The organism is Sphaerotilus uruguayifluvii, assembly GCF_013294065.1.
Taxonomy (GTDB): domain Bacteria; phylum Pseudomonadota; class Gammaproteobacteria; order Burkholderiales; family Burkholderiaceae_C; genus Sphaerotilus; species Sphaerotilus uruguayifluvii.
On sequence record NZ_JABSNM010000010.1, the window covers coordinates 62,801 to 77,870 of the forward strand.

Below are 15,070 nucleotides of genomic sequence, written 5' to 3' on the forward strand. Positions count from 1 at the left end.
CGCCTTCGTCGCCAGCCTTGCGAGACCACCATGGTTTCCTGCCGATCAGGGCGTGACCACCTCGAACGCCCCGACCGGGGCCTCGCCGAAGTTCTCCGGCGCGTACATCGCCTCGACCCGCGCCGGCGGCAGCTGGAAGCGGCCGGCGGTGTTGAGCCGCAGCGTGTACTCGACCGTGTGCGTGCCGCGCGGCAGCCAGTCGTAGTAGGCCCGCCAGGCCGACGGCAGCCGCTCCTCGTGCACCTTCCAGGCGGCGCCCTCCTGCCGCTCGTCGCGCGTGGCGATCTGCGAATCACGGCCCAGCCCGCCGCCGAGCACCACCGCGCCGGGCGGCACCGGGTCGCTGACGACGACCCAGCCCAGGTCGGTCATCGCGCTGATCTGCAGCTGCACGCGCAGCACGTCGCCGCGGCTCCAGCGCCCGGCGGTCTTCTGCTCGACCGCCTTGACGGTGCGCTCGATGCGATAGCCGGCCGCCAGCGGCGCCTTCAGCGGCACCGCGGCCAGGCTCTGCAGCGCCACCCACGGCCGCCCGCTGCCCTGCTGCGTCACCGACAGCGCCGCCGGCGACGCGGCCACGGCCGGCACCGGTGCCGCCCACGGCAGCGCCAGCACGCCGCCGTCGCCCTGGCGTGACCAGTCGAGTTCGCGTGTCGTCGCGCCGAGCGTCGCGCGCGCCCGCCCGGTCACCGGCACCGACTCGTGCACCGCCGAGAAGCGCTGCAGCGCCAGCACGGTCCAGACGTTGGCGGTCGTCGTCGCGAAGGCGCCGCCGCGCTGCGCGTCGAGCCGCGCCATCAGCCCGGTGACGAAGCGCGGCAGGTCGTCGCGCCACGGCGCGCCGTCCTCCACCGCCGTCAGCAGCAGCCGCGCCGCGTTGGCGTCGGCCCCGGCCATCAGCCACCACCAGCCGTCGCCGGCCTCGTCGGCGAAGCGCAGCGTCGTGCCGCCGGCCACCAGCCGCGCCTGCAGCAGCCGGCGCGCCTCGTCGAGCCGCTCGGCGCGGTTGGGCACGCCGTCGACGCGGCGCAGGATCGCCAGCCAGTCCAGCAGCGCCGCGGTCGGCCACTGCTGCGGCGCGATCTCCAGCGAGCCGAGCAGCCGGGCGTCGGCACGGCCGTGGCGCGACAGCGCCTCGATCGCGGCGAGCTTGCGCACGTCGCGCTCCAGGCTGTCGCCGCCGCGCGGCGACGGGATGCGCCGCGTCAGCCGGCCCTCGACGAAGGCGGTCAGCCCGCCGAGCATGGCCTCGCGCGGGCCGTCGGGAATCGTCCAGCCCGCCGCCTGCGACGCCGCCAGCACATAGGCGGTCAGCACGTCGCTGCCGCCGCCGGCCTCGGCGTCGCGCGGCGGGAAGTAGTGCGCCAGGCCGTCGCGGTCGAGGTAGGTCGGCAGCTCGTTCATCAGCGCGCTCCAGCGCGCCGCGTCGCCCAGGCCGATCGCGCGCGACGTGCGCTGCTCCAGGCAGCTGTACGGGTAGACCTCGAACCAGCGCCGGATGCCCGGCAGCGCGCCGGCCAGCGTCGGCTTGAGCGTGACCTGCACGCCGCCGACGCCGGGCAGCGCGTCGGCCGGCGGCGCCACCGGCCAGGCGAGCGTGCCGGCGGCGTCCATCTGCCGGATCGTCGCCTGCATCACGCGCACCGGCACGGCCGGCTCGACCTGCTGCGTGACCTGGATGCGGTCACGCGCGCCCTGTCCGGCCGCGGCGCCGAGCTCCTCGGCCGCACCGGTCCAGGCCAGCGTCGTCACGCCCGCCGGCACCGTGACCGGCCAGCGCAGCTCGGCCGCGCCGCCGGCCGGTATCGCCACCTGCTGCGCCGGCAGCGTCAGCGGCCCGCCCAGCGTCGCCTTGACCGTCATCGCGCGCGCCGTCGTGTTGCGCAGCGTCCAGAGCGCCTCGAAGCGGTCGCCCTCGCGCACCAGCGCCGGCAGCCCCGACAGCATCTGCAGATCCTGCGTGACGCGGATCGTCGCCGCGCCGCTGCCGAAGCGGTCGAGCTGCGCGCCGCCGCCGGCGGCCACCGCGACGAGGCGGAAGGCGCTCAGCGAGTCGTTCAGCGGCACCTCCAGCGTCGCGCGGCCCTGCGCGTCGAGCTGCACGTCCGGGCGCCACAGCAGCAGCGTGTCGAACAGCTCGCGCGTCGGGTTGCGCCCGCCGCTGCCGCCCGGCGCCAGCGCCTTGCGGCCGTAGTGGCGCCGACCGACGATCTCGTTCTGCGCCGTCGACGTCTCGACGCCCCAGGCGCGCGGCGGGAACATCGCGCCGAGCAGATCCCACGAGCCGTTGTCCATCAGCGCCAGCAGCCCCTCGTCGACCGCCGCGAACGACACCGTGCCGCCGGCCAGCGGCCGGCCGTCGGGCAGCAGCACCTGCACGCCGGTGCGCGCGGTCTGGCGCACGCCGTACTGGGATTTTTCCGGCGTGACCTTCACGGTCAGCCGGTGGTCGTCCAGGCCGATGCGCACGGCCGCCACGCCGAGCTTGAAGGCCGGCTTGGCCAGATCGACCAGCGCGGTCGGCGCGCTCCACTCCGGCCCCTCCTGGCGCCAGGCGTTCCACCACAGCCGCGGCGAGCGCCAGCCCCAGTCGAAGAACGAGTACCACGGCACCTGCCGCACCCGCCCGCGCAGCACCAGCGCGCTGATGTAGACGTTGGGCGCCCAGCTCGCCGCCTCGGCCGCATCGGCGCCGGCGGCACGCTTCGGGATCGGCACCTCGATGACCGGATCGCTGCCGCGCAGCGTGACGACGCGGGCATCGAGAATGCCCTCGCGCTCGACCGTCACCAGCACGGTGGCCTCGCGGAACGGCATGCGCACCTGCAGCCGCGCCGTCTCGCCGGGGCGCAGGTCGCGCCGCTCGGGCAGCAGGTCGATGCGGTCGTCGTTGTCCTGGTCGAACCAGAGTTCGCCGCCGCGGCTGACCCACACCGAGCTGCTGGCGGTGCTGCGCCGGCCGCCGCCGTCGGTGGTCTGCGCGATCAGGCGCACCTCGCCGGACTCCGCCAGGTCGAGGTCGCAGGTCAGCAGGCCGCGCGCGTCGGTCCTGCCGCTGCACAGCCGGCCGAGGTCGCGGACCTGCTCCTGCGCGTCATAGGCGTAGAAGCCGCCGACGATCTTCTGGCGCGTCGCCGTCTGCGTGCGCTGCTCGCCGCGCAGCTCCACCGCCTGGCCGGCCTGCGGCTTGCCGGCGGTGTCGAGCACGACCATCTGCACCGGCACCCGGCCGCCCTGCGCCAGCCAGCTGCGCGCGCGGATGCCGACCACCACCGCCGACGGCCACAGCGTCACGCTGCGGCCGACCGTCTGGCGCTCGCCGTTCGGGTCGTCGAAGCTGAGCTCGGCGACGAGCTCGGCCGGCACCTTCAGCGCCCGCACCGCGTCGGGCAGCGCCACCTTGGCGGTTGCCGCGCCCTGCGCGTCGGTGCGCAGCGCCTGGCGGTCGGCCAGCAGCTGCTCGCGCACGCGGTCGGGCGACTCGCCTCCGGCGGCACCCGCGTCCGCGCCGAGCTCGGACGGCGGCGTGAAGCTGTAGTCCTCGTAGTCCGGAAACCGCACCCAGGCCGGGCGCAGCAGCGCGTTGAGCGACGCCGCCGTCGCCAGCCCGCCGCCCGACAGGTGGCTGAGCTGCACGCCGAAGCTCAGCTCGCGCGGCGCGACCTGCGGCCCGGCCGGCGCCTGCAGCCGCGCGTCGACCAGCGGCACCTTGAACGCCTCGACGCGGAACTGCCCCGACGACCACGCCGCGCCGCTGCGGTGCTTGAGCGTCACGTCATAGACGCCCTGCCTGGCGTTCGGCGGAATCGTCCAGGCCATCGCCGCGCGATACGGCAGCGTGGTCACGTCGCCGCTGGCCTGGTGGGTGATGTCGACCTCGTCGGGCTGCGCCGCCACGGCCAGCGCCGCCAGGCCCCGGGCACTCTCGCGGCGCAGGTGATGGCGCATCGACACCGTCTCGCCGACGCGCAGCAGCGTGCGGTCGAACACCGTGTGCGCGCGCACCGTGTCGGCATCGCCGAGCGAGCCGCGCGCGGTCGGCTGGCCGAAGCGCCACGACTCGATGCCGCGGCTCCAGTCGCCGAAGACGAAGGCCAGGTCGCGGCTGCCGTCGGCGCGCGCCGGGCCGCGTGCGGTGACGAACAGGCCGTCGTGGCTGATGCAGTCGCTGCGCGAACCGCTCTCGTCCAGGCCGCGCGGAATGCGCGCCAGCCCCTGCGCGTCGGTGCGGCCCGACCACAGCGTCACGCCGCGGCAGTCGTTGACGGCGACATCGGCGCCGGCCACCGGCTGCGCGCGGTCCAGCGTCGTGACCCAGACCAGGCTGTCGCTGCGGCCGCGCTTGAAGTGCACGCCGATCGGCGTCACCAGCACGCCGGTGCGCACGTACATCGGCGCCTCGCGGTCGAGCAGCGCGCGGCCGAGCACGCGCGACGACACCTCGACGACGTGGTAGCCCGAGCGTTTGAGCGGCAGGCCGATCACCTCGGTCGCGCCGGGCGTCCTGGCCGTCTCGGGCGACGGCGCCGGCAGGTCGGCGCGCTCGACGCCCTCCTCCCTGGCCAGCAGCGACAGCTCGCGCGTGCCGACGACGCGCTCGCGCGTGACGCGGCGCGGCCGGCCGTCGTCGCCGGTGACCGTCTCGGTGACGGTCCAGTCCTTCGGCGGCAGGCCGGCTTCCCTGGCGGTGAAGCTGCTCTCGTGGTAGCGGTTGACCCGGGTGTACCACTGCAGCAGCTCGCGGTCCGGCGTCGCGGCGCCGAGCCACTTGACGCTGACGCGCGCACGCGGCGGCGGCCCGCCACCGTCCTGCACATGGCGCAAGGTGATCGGCAGCAGCCCCGGCTCGTCCGGCCCCGGGCCCTGCTCCAGCACGCCGAACGGCGCCGCGGCGAACTTGGCCAGCGGCGGCATGCCGCCGGTCGCCACCGCGAGCGGAAACACCGACGCATTCGCCAGCGTCCGCCCCGACTCGTCGCGCAGATCCCTGGGCAGCACGATCGTGTAGCGCGCGTTCTCGGCCAGAGGCACCGGGAAGGCCAGTTCCGACAGCGCCGGTTCGGTGTTGCCGGCCGCGAACTTCGGCGCCACCGCGCTGCCGCCACCGACCGGCTGCAGGCGGATCTGCGCCAGCTGCGCACGCGGCACCGCGGCGCTGAAGCGCAGCGTCAGGGGCCGCAGCGGAATGCACGGCGCCTCGGCGCGCTCGCGCTCGCAGGTGAATTCGGCGGTGAAGCGCTCGCGCACCTCCCAGGCGAAGCGCTGCGGCTGGCGCGTCAGCACCGCCGGGTTGTTCGCCGCCGCGATGCCCGGCCCCCAGACCAGCCGCACGCCGGCGGCCGGCGGCAGCGGGCGCTGGCAGGTCAGCACCAGCACCCGCGCGGCGTCGGCCGCGGCGATCTCGTGCAGCTTCAGCAGCGCCGCCCGCGGCGCACCCTCGACGAGGCTGACCGGCACGCGCTCGCCGATGCCCTGCACCTCGCACCAGGCGTTGCGCTGCACCGTGTCGGGCACCGCCGGGCCGTTCAGGCGCAGCAGCCAGTGCTGGTCCTCCTCGATCGACGCCCCTTCATACGGCTCGACCGACTCGACCGCCGGCCCGCCGGACGCGAAGCGGAACTCGCGCGGCCCGTCGAGCGTGCCGTTCAGCGGCTTCCAGCCCGGCGAGATCGCGAGGCGGCAGGCCACGCCCGGCGGCAGCGTGCGGTCCAGGTCCCAGGCCCACTCGCGGTCGCTGATCCAGCGCCGGCTGCCGGCCGGCGCCTTGCCGCCCAGCCCCTCGCAGGCCAGCACCGCCGGGTCCGGCAGCGCCGGCGCCCCGAACGGCACCACCGCCGTGTCGAAGCGCAGGCGGATCTGCACCGCCCCCGACACCTCGCCGCTCGGCACCGCCGACACCACCCGCGCGCCCCAGGCCGACCCGGCGGCCGCGGCCAGCGCCGCCATCAGCACGCCACCGAGCCGCCCGAGCCACCGCCGGCCGCCGGGACGCTGCGCATCCTGTCGTTGTCCGCTCACCTGATTCCTCCTGCGCGCCGGGTCGTCGACCCGTGTCGTGCAGTCTAGGTCCAGAGGCCGCCGGACAGCATGAAGGTGCGCCGCAGCGCCACGGCGCCGGAACCCCGCGAACCTCAGTGCAGCACCAGCAGCGGCACCTTGGTGCGCGACATCACGCTCTTGGTGTGCGAGCCGAACAGCATCTCGCCGAACAGGCCGCGGCCATGCGTGACCATCAGGATCAGGTCGGCCTGCACGGTGTCGGCGACCTCGGCGATCACCATGTCGATCTGGTCGGAGCGGCGGTACTCGCTCTCGAAGGCGACGCCGCAGCTGCGGGCGCGCTCGGCGAAGCGGGCCAGCACCGCGTTGGCATGGGCCTCGGTGCGGGCCTCGTGGTCCTCGATCTTGCGGGCGAAGGTGGTCGGGCTGGCGTTGACGGCCGACAGCGGAATGTCGGGCTCGCAGACGAAGCCGGTCACGCGGGCGCCGAGCTTCATCGCCAGCTCCAGGCTGGCATCCATGGCGCGGGACGAGAGCTCGGAGCCGTCGACGGGAACGAAGATGTGCTTGAACATGATGGGCGCGATCCAGGGTTGTAACGGTTCCACTCTAGGCAGACCGACCGCTTCCTGACTTGAGCTCACTCAAGCTCCGTTGTCGCCGCCTTTGTGCCAGATCAGGATGGGTCAGCTTCGCGTCAGCGAACCCGAAGGTACCAATCGGCAAGACAGCACGCGGAATTCCTCGGTCATGGCGACACCGCTCGAAGCGGGCCGCCCGGTTCAGTTAATCTTTTGCAGATTTGCTGCAAATGCGGCCTTTCGCACCGTTTCGCGCCCTGCCCTGCCGTGCCCACGCCACTCCCGCCGATGTCCGAGCCCGCCTTCAGCCGACGGCTGGCCGCCGGCGTGGGGCTGGCCGGACTGCAGGCGCTGCTGACCGCGCTGTCCGGCCGCTGGCTGCATGAGGTGCCGGGCGATCCCGGCATGTCGCCCTGGATCTGGCTGTCGTCCGGCCTGATGCTGGCGCATCTGCTCGGCCGGCCGGACGCGATCGGCCGGCTGGCGCTGCTGGCCGGGCTGGCGGCCGGGCTGGCCAGCTGGCCGGCGCCGGCCCGCGCCGGCCTGGAGCCGATGGCGCTGCTGGCGCAGCTGCTCGTGCTCGAGGTCGCGGCCGGGATCGGGCGGCGGCTGCGCATCACCCCGGTGCGCGATGGCGTGGCCGCACTGCTGCGCTTCGTCGCGCTGGCCGGCGCTGCGGCCGCGCTGATCGGTCTGGCCGAGGGCGGCAGCCCGGGCCGGCAGGGCGCCGGAATGCTGGCCCAGGCCTGCGGCCTGCTGATGGTCACGCCGATGGCGATGCTGCTGGCGCGGCACCCGCGGCTGGCACCGGCCCGCCAGGCGGGCGCGGTGCAGTGCGCCGGTCTCGGCCTGACGCTGCTGCTGGGCGCCGTCACCGCCGACACGCAGCGCCAGACCCGCCTCGCCGACTTCGAGGGCGAGGCGCGCCTGCTGGCCACGACGCTGCAGAACCATCTCGATCTGGCGCAGCGCGACATCGAGCGCCTGCGCGACCTGCACTACCGCATCGAGCTCGACCGCGAGGAGTTCGAGCGCGGCAGCGACGAGATCCTGCGCCAGAGCCCGTGGATCCGGCTGTTCTCGCTGCTGCCGCGGGTGCCGGCGGCGCAGCGCCCGGCCTTCGAGGACGCCTCCGACGGGCTGGAGGGCCAGTCGGTGCGCGAGATCGCGCCGGACGGCACGGTGCAGCGGGCCGGCCGCCGCGCCGAGTTCTATCCGGTGCTGCGCACCGTGCCGCTCGAGGGCCAGGAGGCGCTGATCGGCATCGACGAGGCGGCCGATCCGCTGCGCGGCCCGGCGCTGCGGGCGGCGGTCGACAGCGGCGGCACCCGCGCGAGCAGCTCCTTCTCCTCGCTGGCACGCACCGCCAGCGAGGCCTGCGTGACGGTGCTGTACAGCCCGGTGCCGGAGCAGAGCTGGCGGCTGGGCGAAGCGCTGACGCCGCAGCGGGTGCGTGCGGTCGTCGGCGCGACCGTCGACCTCGGCTGGATGCTCGGCCAGGTGCGCCGGCAGACGGGCGGCTCGCCCATCTCGCTGCTGCTGCACGAGCCCGACCGGCCCGCGGCCAGCGGCGTGCAGCTCGATGCCGAGGGCCGCGTGCAGCCCTGGAGCGGCAGCGGCGACGCCGCGGCGCACCAGGCGCTGCTGCGCGGCGTGCATGCCCGCCATGCGGTCACGGTCGGCGGCCGGCGCTGGGAACTGCTGGCCCGGCCGGACTGGGCCGGCCAGCCGGTGCCGATCGACATGACGCTGGCGGCGGTGCTGGCCAGCGGGCTGGGCGGCACGCTGCTGGTCGGCGCGATGCTGCGCGCGCGCCAGCGCCACCTGCAGGCGCTGCAGATCGCGCACGACAGCCTCGAGCGCACCGTCGCGCAGCGCACCGCCGCCCTGGAGACCAGCAACCGCCAGCTCGGCGCCGAGATCGACGAGCGCCGCCGCCTCGAGGACGACCTGCGTCACGCCAGCCTGCAGGCCCAGCAGGCCAGCCAGGCCAAGACGATGTTCCTGGCCAACATGAGCCACGAGATCCGCACGCCGCTGAACGCGGTGATCGGCTACACGCAGATCCTGCTGGAGGACCGCGCGCTGCCGGCGCCGGCGCATGGACGGCTGCGCATCATCCTGCAGGCCGGGCAGCGGCTGCTGCGGCTGATCAACGACGTGCTCGACCTCTCGAAGATCGAGGCCGGCGGCCTGCAGCTGCACGCCGCGCCCTTCGACCTGCGTCAGGAGCTCGACGAGATCGCGCGGCTGTTCGAGGAGCGCGCCGGCGCACGCGGGCTGACGCTGCGCTGCGACATCGCGCTGCCGGCACGCGAGCCGGTGCACGGCGACCGCACCAAGATCGGCCAGATCGTCATGAACCTGCTGAGCAACGCGGTCAAGTTCACCGACCGCGGCGAGGTCGCCCTCGAGGTGCGGCGCAGCGGCGAGCTGGTCGTGATCGAGGTGCGCGACACCGGGCCGGGCATCGGCGCCGACGAGCTGGCGCAGCTGTTCGCGCCCTTCCGCCAGGGCCACGCCGGCCTGGACAAGGGCGGCACCGGCCTCGGGCTGGTGCTGGCGCGCCACATGGCTCGCGCGATGGGCGGCGAGCTGGCGATCGACAGCACGCCCGGGTGCGGCACCTGCGCCTGCCTGCGCCTGCCGCTGCCGCCGGGCGACGACGAGGTCGCAGCCTCGCCGGTGCCGGCCGGCGCACTGCCGGGCACCGAGCGGCTCGACGCGGCCACGCCGGTGCACGCGGTCGTCGTCGAGGACGACACGCACAGCCGCGACATCCTCGTCCACCTGCTCGAGCGCCTGGGCTGCCGCGTCGCGGCGGCCTCCGACGGGCTGCAGGGCCTGCGGCTGATCGGCCGCGCCCGGCCCGACATCGTCTTCACCGACATCCGCATGCCGGTGCTCGACGGCCTGCGCATGCTCGCGCAGCTGAAATCCGCGGCGGACGCGGACCGCCGGCCGCTGCCGCCGGTCGTCGCCGTCTCCGCCTCCAGCCTCGAGCACGAGCGGCGCCACTACATCGCGCAGGGCTTCAGCGACTTCGTCGGCAAGCCCTACGCCTTCGAGGACATCCTGCGCATGCTGGCGCTGCACGCCGGCGCCCGTTTCGTCGCGCCCCCGGCCGACGGACCGGCCGACGCACCGCCCCGGGACGCGCCGGGCCCCCTTCCCCCGGCGCCCGCGCCCGGCCTGGATGACGCCGACCGGACCGCGCTCGAGACGATGCGCCAGGCCGCGGCCGACGGCCAGACACGCGTGCTGCGCCGCCAGCTCGAGCGGCTCGACCAGAGCGCGCGCCTCGCCCCCGCCCACCGCGAGGCGCTGCACCGCGCCGTGCAGGACTACGCCTTCGACGATCTGGCCCGCCAGGTCGAGGCGCTGCTCGCCAGCGCCCCCTCGCCCCAGGACATGCCGACGCCATGACGACCGCCCTCCCGAAGATTCTCCTCGTCGACGACACGCCGCAGAACATCGGTCTGCTCGAGGACACGCTCGAGCATGTCGAGGCCGAGCTGCTGGCCGCCACCAGCGGCGAGCGTGCGCTCGAGCTGGCCGGCCGCATGAAGCCCGACCTGATCCTGCTCGACGTGATGATGCCGCCGGGCATCGACGGCTTCGAGACCTGCCGCCGGCTCAAGGCCGATGCGGCCACCGCGGACATCCCGGTCATCTTCGTGACCGCGCGCAGCGACGATGTCGCCGCCGGCTTCGCGGCCGGCGGGGCCGACTACATCACCAAGCCGATCCAGGCCGACGAGGTGCGCGCCCGGGTGGACCACCAGCTCGAGCGCCGCGCGCTGCTCGGCTCGCTGCGCGAACTCAACCGCGAGCTCGAGCAGCGGGTGCGCGAGCGCACCGCGGAGCTGACGCGCGCGAACCTGCAGCTGCGCCAGGAGGTGCGCGAGCGCCGCTACATGCAGGACCGGCTCGGCTACCTCGCCAGCCACGACTTCGTCACCCGGCTGCACAACCGCCAGGCGCTGGACGCCGAGGTCTCCGAGCGGCTGGCGCGGCTGCAGGGCGAGCCGATGCCACCCGGACGCGGCGGCACGGTGCTGATGCTGATCGACATCGACCAGTTCCGGCTGGTCAACGACAGCTGCGGCTGCATCGCCGGCGACGAGCTGCTGCGCCAGTTCGCCGACCTGCTCGCCGGGCTGGTCGGGCGCGAGGACTTCCTGGCCCGGCTCGGCGCCGACCAGTTCGCGCTGCTGACCGAGGAGCGTGGCGGCGACGCCGGCGCCGGACTGGCACGGCAGATCCTCGCGGCGATCGGCCGCTTCGTGTTCTCGTGGAACGGCCAGGACTTCCGGCTGCAGGCCACGCTGGCGATCGTGCCGCTGGAGCCGGCGCTGCCCTCCTTCGACGCGCTGATGCAACGCGCCGACGAGACCGCGCTGCGGGTGCGCCGCGAGGGCGGCGAGCGGGGCGTGCCGCACTGGTACCGTGCCGGCGGCCTGGCCCGGGGCGGCCCGCACGAGGACGCCGGCTGGGCGCTGACGCTGATGGACGCGCTGCGCCATGACCGGCTGTGCATCCATTTCCAGCGCCTGCAGCCGCTGGCGCCGGGCGAGCGCACGCTGCGCATCGAGGCGCTGGTGCGGCTGATCGACGCCACCAGCGGCGCACTGATCGAGCCCGGGCGCTTCATCGCGCCTGCCGAGCGCTTTCAGCTGGTCGGCCAGATCGACCGCTGGATGCTGCGCCATGTGCTGGCGCTGCTCGGCGCCGAGCCGGCGCTGCGCCAGCGCATCGACCAGGTGACGCTGAACCTGTCGGCGGTCACGCTGCGCGAGCCCGGCCTGGCCGAGGAGGTCATCGCGCTGCTCGCACGCCATCAGGTCCGCCCCGAACAGCTCTGCTTCGAGATCACCGAAACCGCCTCGATCGCCAGCCTGGCGCAGGCGCGCCAGTTCATGCAGCAGCTGCGCGCGCACGGCTGCCGCTTCTCGCTCGACGACTTCGGCTCCGGCTACGCCTCGTTCGCGCACCTGCGCGAGCTGCCCTTCGACACGCTGAAGATCGACGGCCTGTTCGTGCGCCACATGGACCAGGACGCCGACAGCCGCGCGATGGTGCGCTCGATGGTCGAGATGGCGCGCCAGCTCGACAAGCCGGTGGTGGCCGAGTTTGTCGAGTCCGAGCCGGTGGCGCGGCTGCTGGCCGAGCTGGGCGTGCAGTGGGCGCAGGGCTACCACTTCCACCGGCCGGAGCCGCTCACCGTCGAGGCGCTGGCGGAGGCCTGAGCCCCTCCGGCCGCGGACGCCGGTTCAGCCGATCAGCGTCCTCGACGCCTTGGGATCGCGGAACACCAGCGGCCGCACCGGCACCTCGCCCGCATCGGCCGCGGCCACCGCCGCCTGCACCACGCCGTGGCGCTCGCTCTTCGGACAGACCGGATCGGTCGCGGCCGGGTCGCCCGCCAGCAGGAAGGCCTGGCAGCGGCAGCCGCCCAGGTCCTTCTCCTTGTCCGGGCAGGTGACGCAGGCGCCCTTCATCCAGCCGGTGCCGCGGTAGCGGTTGAAGCCCTCGCTGTCGAACCAGATGTGGCGCACGTCGTGCTCGCGCACGTTCGGGAAGGCCAGCCCCGGCAGCATCTTCGCGGTATGGCAGGGCAGCGCGGTGCCGTCCGGCGTGATGGTCAGGAAGACGTTGCCCCAGCCGTTCATGCACTTCTTCGGCTTGCCCTCGTGGTAGTCCGGGGCGACGAAGAAGAGCTTCATCCGGTCGGCGACCTTGGCGCGCCATTCGTCCGTGATGGCTTCGGCGCGGCGGATCTGCTCGCTCGTGGGCAGCAGGTGGTCGCGGTTCAGGTGCGCCCAGGAGTAGTACTGCGAGTTGGCCAGCTCCAGGTACTCGGCGCCCAGCGCGTCGGCCATCGCGATGATGCGGTCGATGTGGTCGATGTTGAGGCGGTGGATCACCACGTTCATCACCATCGGCCAGCCCAGCGACTTGATGGTCTCGCCGACCTCCTGCTTGAGCTGGAAGGTCTTGGTGTGGCTGAGGAAGTCGTTGAGCTCGCGGGTCGAGTCCTGGAAGCTGAGCTGGACGTGGTCGAGGCCGGCGGCCTTCAGGGCCGCGGCGCGCTCCTTCGTCAGACCGACGCCGGAGGTGAGCAGGTTGGTGTAGTAGCCCAGCCGGTGCGCCTCGGCGATCAGCTCCTCCAGATCGTCGCGCATCAGCGGCTCGCCGCCGGAGAAGCCGCACTGCACCGCGCCGAGCGCGCGCGCCTCGCGCAGCACGCGCAGCCATTCCCGGGTGGAGAGCTCGTCCGCACGCTCGGTCTTCGCGAAGTCGAGCGGGTTGTAGCAGAACACGCAGTGCAGCGGGCAGCGGTAGGTCACCTCCGCCAGCAGCCACAGCGGCGGGCCCGGCGGGGCGATCGCCGAGACGCTCACGCCAGTTCCACCCAGCGCTGCTCGCGCGCCATCGCCAGGAAGCGCGCGACGTCGCCGGACAGGTTCTGCGCGTCGAACGCGGTCTCCAGCGCCGTGACGATCCCGGCGACGGTGGCCGCGCCGTCGCAGCGCGCGAGGATCTCGCCGGCGCTGCGGTTGAGCCTGACCATGCCTTCCGGGTAGAGCAGCACATGGCAGCCCTGCGCCTCTTCCCACTGCAGCCGGAAGCCCCGACCGATGCGCGGCACCGCCTCCATGCCGACCGGCAGCGCCTCGCTCATGCGTTCACCCCGTAGCGCTGCGCCATCGCGTCGTTCATCGCCCAGAGGATGTCGAGCTTGAAGCGCAGGATCTCCAGCGCGCGCTCCTGCTGGTCGCGGCTGCGGAAATGGTCGAGCGTGACCGCCAGGCCCTGCTCGACGTCGCGGCGCGCCTGGCTGACCCGGTTACGGAAATACTGCAGGCCGGTCGTCTCGATCCAGCCGTAGTGCTCCGGCCAGGTCGCCAGGCGCTGCTTGTGGATCTCCGGCGCGAACAGCTCGGTCAGCGACGAGCAGACCGCCTCCTGCCACGGCGCATGGCGCGCGAAGTTGACATAGGCGTCGACCGCGAAGCGCACCGCCGGGATGACATGGCGCAGGTCGGTGATCTCCTCGCGCGTCAGGCCGACCGCCAGGCCCAGGCGGATCCAGGCCTCGATGCCGCCCGCGTCCTTGACGCCACCGATCTCGAAGCCGTCATGGTCGAGGATGCGCTGGATCCACTCGCGGCGCACCTCGCGGTCCGGGCAGTTCGCCAGCACCGCCGCGTCCTTCACCGGAATGGCGATCTGGTAGTAGAAGCGGTTGGCCACCCAGCCGCGGATCTGCTCCGGGCTCGCCTTGCCCGTGTTGAGCATGACGTTGAACGGGTGGTGGATGTGGTAGCTCCTGCCCTGCTCGCGCAAGTGCGCCTCGAAGGCGACGCGGTCCCAGGCCGGGGCGTCGGGGTCGCGCGGGCGGAAGGTGGCCGGCGCGTTGAAGGGCGTGCCGAAGCGGTTGCCGGTGGCGGTGCTCATGGGGAAGTCCTCAGAACGCGATCTCCAGCCCGTCGAACGTCACCTCGACGCCGGCGGCCTCGACCGCGCGCCGCTCCGGCGAGGCCTCGTCGAGGATCGGGTTCGTGTTGTTGATGTGGATGAGCAGCTTGCGCGTCGTGGCCGGCAGCCGGCCGAGCCAGTCGAGCATGCCGCCCTCGCCCGACTGCGGCAGGTGGCCGATGCTGCGGCCGGTCTTGGTCGAGAAGCCCAGGCGGATCATCTCGTCGTCGGTCCAGAAGGTGCCGTCGACCAGCACCGCGTCGGCCCGGCTCATCGCCTCCCAGACCGGCGGCGTGATCTCGCCCAGACCCGGCGCGTAGAAGACCCGCCCGCCGGTGGCGGTGTTCTCGAAGGTGAGGCCGATGTTGTCGCCCGGCACCGGGCAGTCGCGGTGCGGCGAATAGGGCGCGGGCTTGCTCTCCAGCGGCAGCGCGGTGACCTTCAGACCGGCGACGCCGGGAATCTCGAAGGACTGGCCGTCCAGCCCGATCTCGTGCCAGTCGACGCCGCAGTAGTGGCCGAGCACGCGCAGGATCGGGTTGCCCTGGCTCAGGTCCTCGAAGGCGGGACGTGTCGTCCACAGCGGCAGCTTCGCGCCGCGCTCGCGCAGCATGTAGAGACCGGTGCTGTGATCGATCTGGCCGTCGCACAGCAGCACCGCGGCGATGCCGGTGTCGCGTGCGCCGCGCGCCGGCTGCAGCGCCGGGCTGCTCTGCAGCTGCGTCAGGATGTCGGGCGAGGCATTGACCAGCAGCCAGTCGTCCGGGCCGCCGACGGCGACGGACGACTGGGTGCGGGCGCGGTGGTTCGGCGAGCCCGACCGGACGGCCGAGCATTGCGCGCAGTTGCAGTTCCACTGGGGAAAGCCGCCGCCGGCGGCCGAGCCGAGCACCCGCAGTTTCATCGGCGCGTCCTCAGCGGGCGGCCACGTACATCGTGATCTCGAAGCCGAAGCGGAAGTCGCAGGCGGAAGGGGTTTCCCAGGTCATCGCAGTCTCCTCGAACAA

At 73.8% G+C, this 15,070-nt stretch carries 9 protein-coding genes; 2 read left to right on the forward strand and 7 right to left on the reverse strand.

Annotated features, from left to right (window positions below; all coding sequences use genetic code 11):
- Nucleotides 1-45: 45 nt before the first annotated feature.
- Together HNQ01_RS12595 and HNQ01_RS12600 are read right to left on the reverse strand one after the other, a co-directional pair.
- Nucleotides 46-5,946, reverse strand: coding sequence for an alpha-2-macroglobulin family protein (locus HNQ01_RS12595; RefSeq protein WP_173805869.1), 5,901 nt, complete (start codon nt 5,944-5,946; stop codon nt 46-48).
- Between the two features lie 185 nt (nt 5,947-6,131).
- A complete protein-coding gene (locus HNQ01_RS12600; RefSeq protein WP_173805798.1) occupies nt 6,132-6,575 on the reverse strand; it encodes a universal stress protein in 444 nt (147 codons plus the stop codon).
- A gap of 294 nt (nt 6,576-6,869) precedes the next feature.
- Here HNQ01_RS12600 and HNQ01_RS12605 point away from each other — a divergent pair, with 294 nt between their 5' ends.
- Both HNQ01_RS12605 and HNQ01_RS12610 read left to right on the forward strand, forming a co-directional pair.
- The gene (locus HNQ01_RS12605; protein WP_173805799.1) at nt 6,870-10,007 is read left to right on the forward strand and encodes an ATP-binding protein; all 3,138 of its coding nucleotides are present in this window, start codon (nt 6,870-6,872) and stop codon (nt 10,005-10,007) included.
- Nucleotides 10,004-11,830, forward strand: coding sequence for a putative bifunctional diguanylate cyclase/phosphodiesterase (locus tag HNQ01_RS12610; protein ID WP_173805800.1), 1,827 nt, complete (start codon nt 10,004-10,006; stop codon nt 11,828-11,830). Before HNQ01_RS12605 ends, HNQ01_RS12610 begins: the two co-directional genes overlap by 4 nt.
- 24 nt (nt 11,831-11,854) lie before the next feature.
- On the opposite strand, the gene pqqE is transcribed toward HNQ01_RS12610, so the two are convergent.
- From pqqE to pqqA, 5 genes are read right to left on the reverse strand one after another with little or no spacing between them, the layout of a single operon-like run.
- A complete protein-coding gene (pqqE, locus tag HNQ01_RS12615) occupies nt 11,855-12,985 on the reverse strand; it encodes a pyrroloquinoline quinone biosynthesis protein PqqE (RefSeq protein WP_173805801.1) in 1,131 nt (376 codons plus the stop codon).
- Complete coding sequence (gene pqqD / locus HNQ01_RS12620) at nt 12,982-13,266, reverse strand: pyrroloquinoline quinone biosynthesis peptide chaperone PqqD (RefSeq protein ID WP_173805802.1); 285 nt, start codon at nt 13,264-13,266, stop codon at nt 12,982-12,984. Before pqqD ends, pqqE begins: the two co-directional genes overlap by 4 nt.
- The gene (pqqC, locus tag HNQ01_RS12625) at nt 13,263-14,042 is read right to left on the reverse strand and encodes a pyrroloquinoline-quinone synthase PqqC (protein WP_173805803.1); all 780 of its coding nucleotides are present in this window, start codon (nt 14,040-14,042) and stop codon (nt 13,263-13,265) included. The genes pqqD and pqqC overlap by 4 nt, the downstream gene beginning before the upstream one ends.
- A 10-nt stretch (nt 14,043-14,052) precedes the next feature.
- Nucleotides 14,053-14,967 carry a pyrroloquinoline quinone biosynthesis protein PqqB gene (gene pqqB, locus HNQ01_RS12630; protein WP_173805804.1) on the reverse strand — a complete coding sequence of 305 codons (915 nt, stop codon included), beginning with the start codon at nt 14,965-14,967 and terminating at the stop codon, nt 14,053-14,055.
- A 10-nt stretch (nt 14,968-14,977) separates the two neighbouring features.
- Nucleotides 14,978-15,070, reverse strand: coding sequence for a pyrroloquinoline quinone precursor peptide PqqA (gene pqqA / locus HNQ01_RS12635; RefSeq protein WP_037476920.1), 93 nt, complete (start codon nt 15,068-15,070; stop codon nt 14,978-14,980).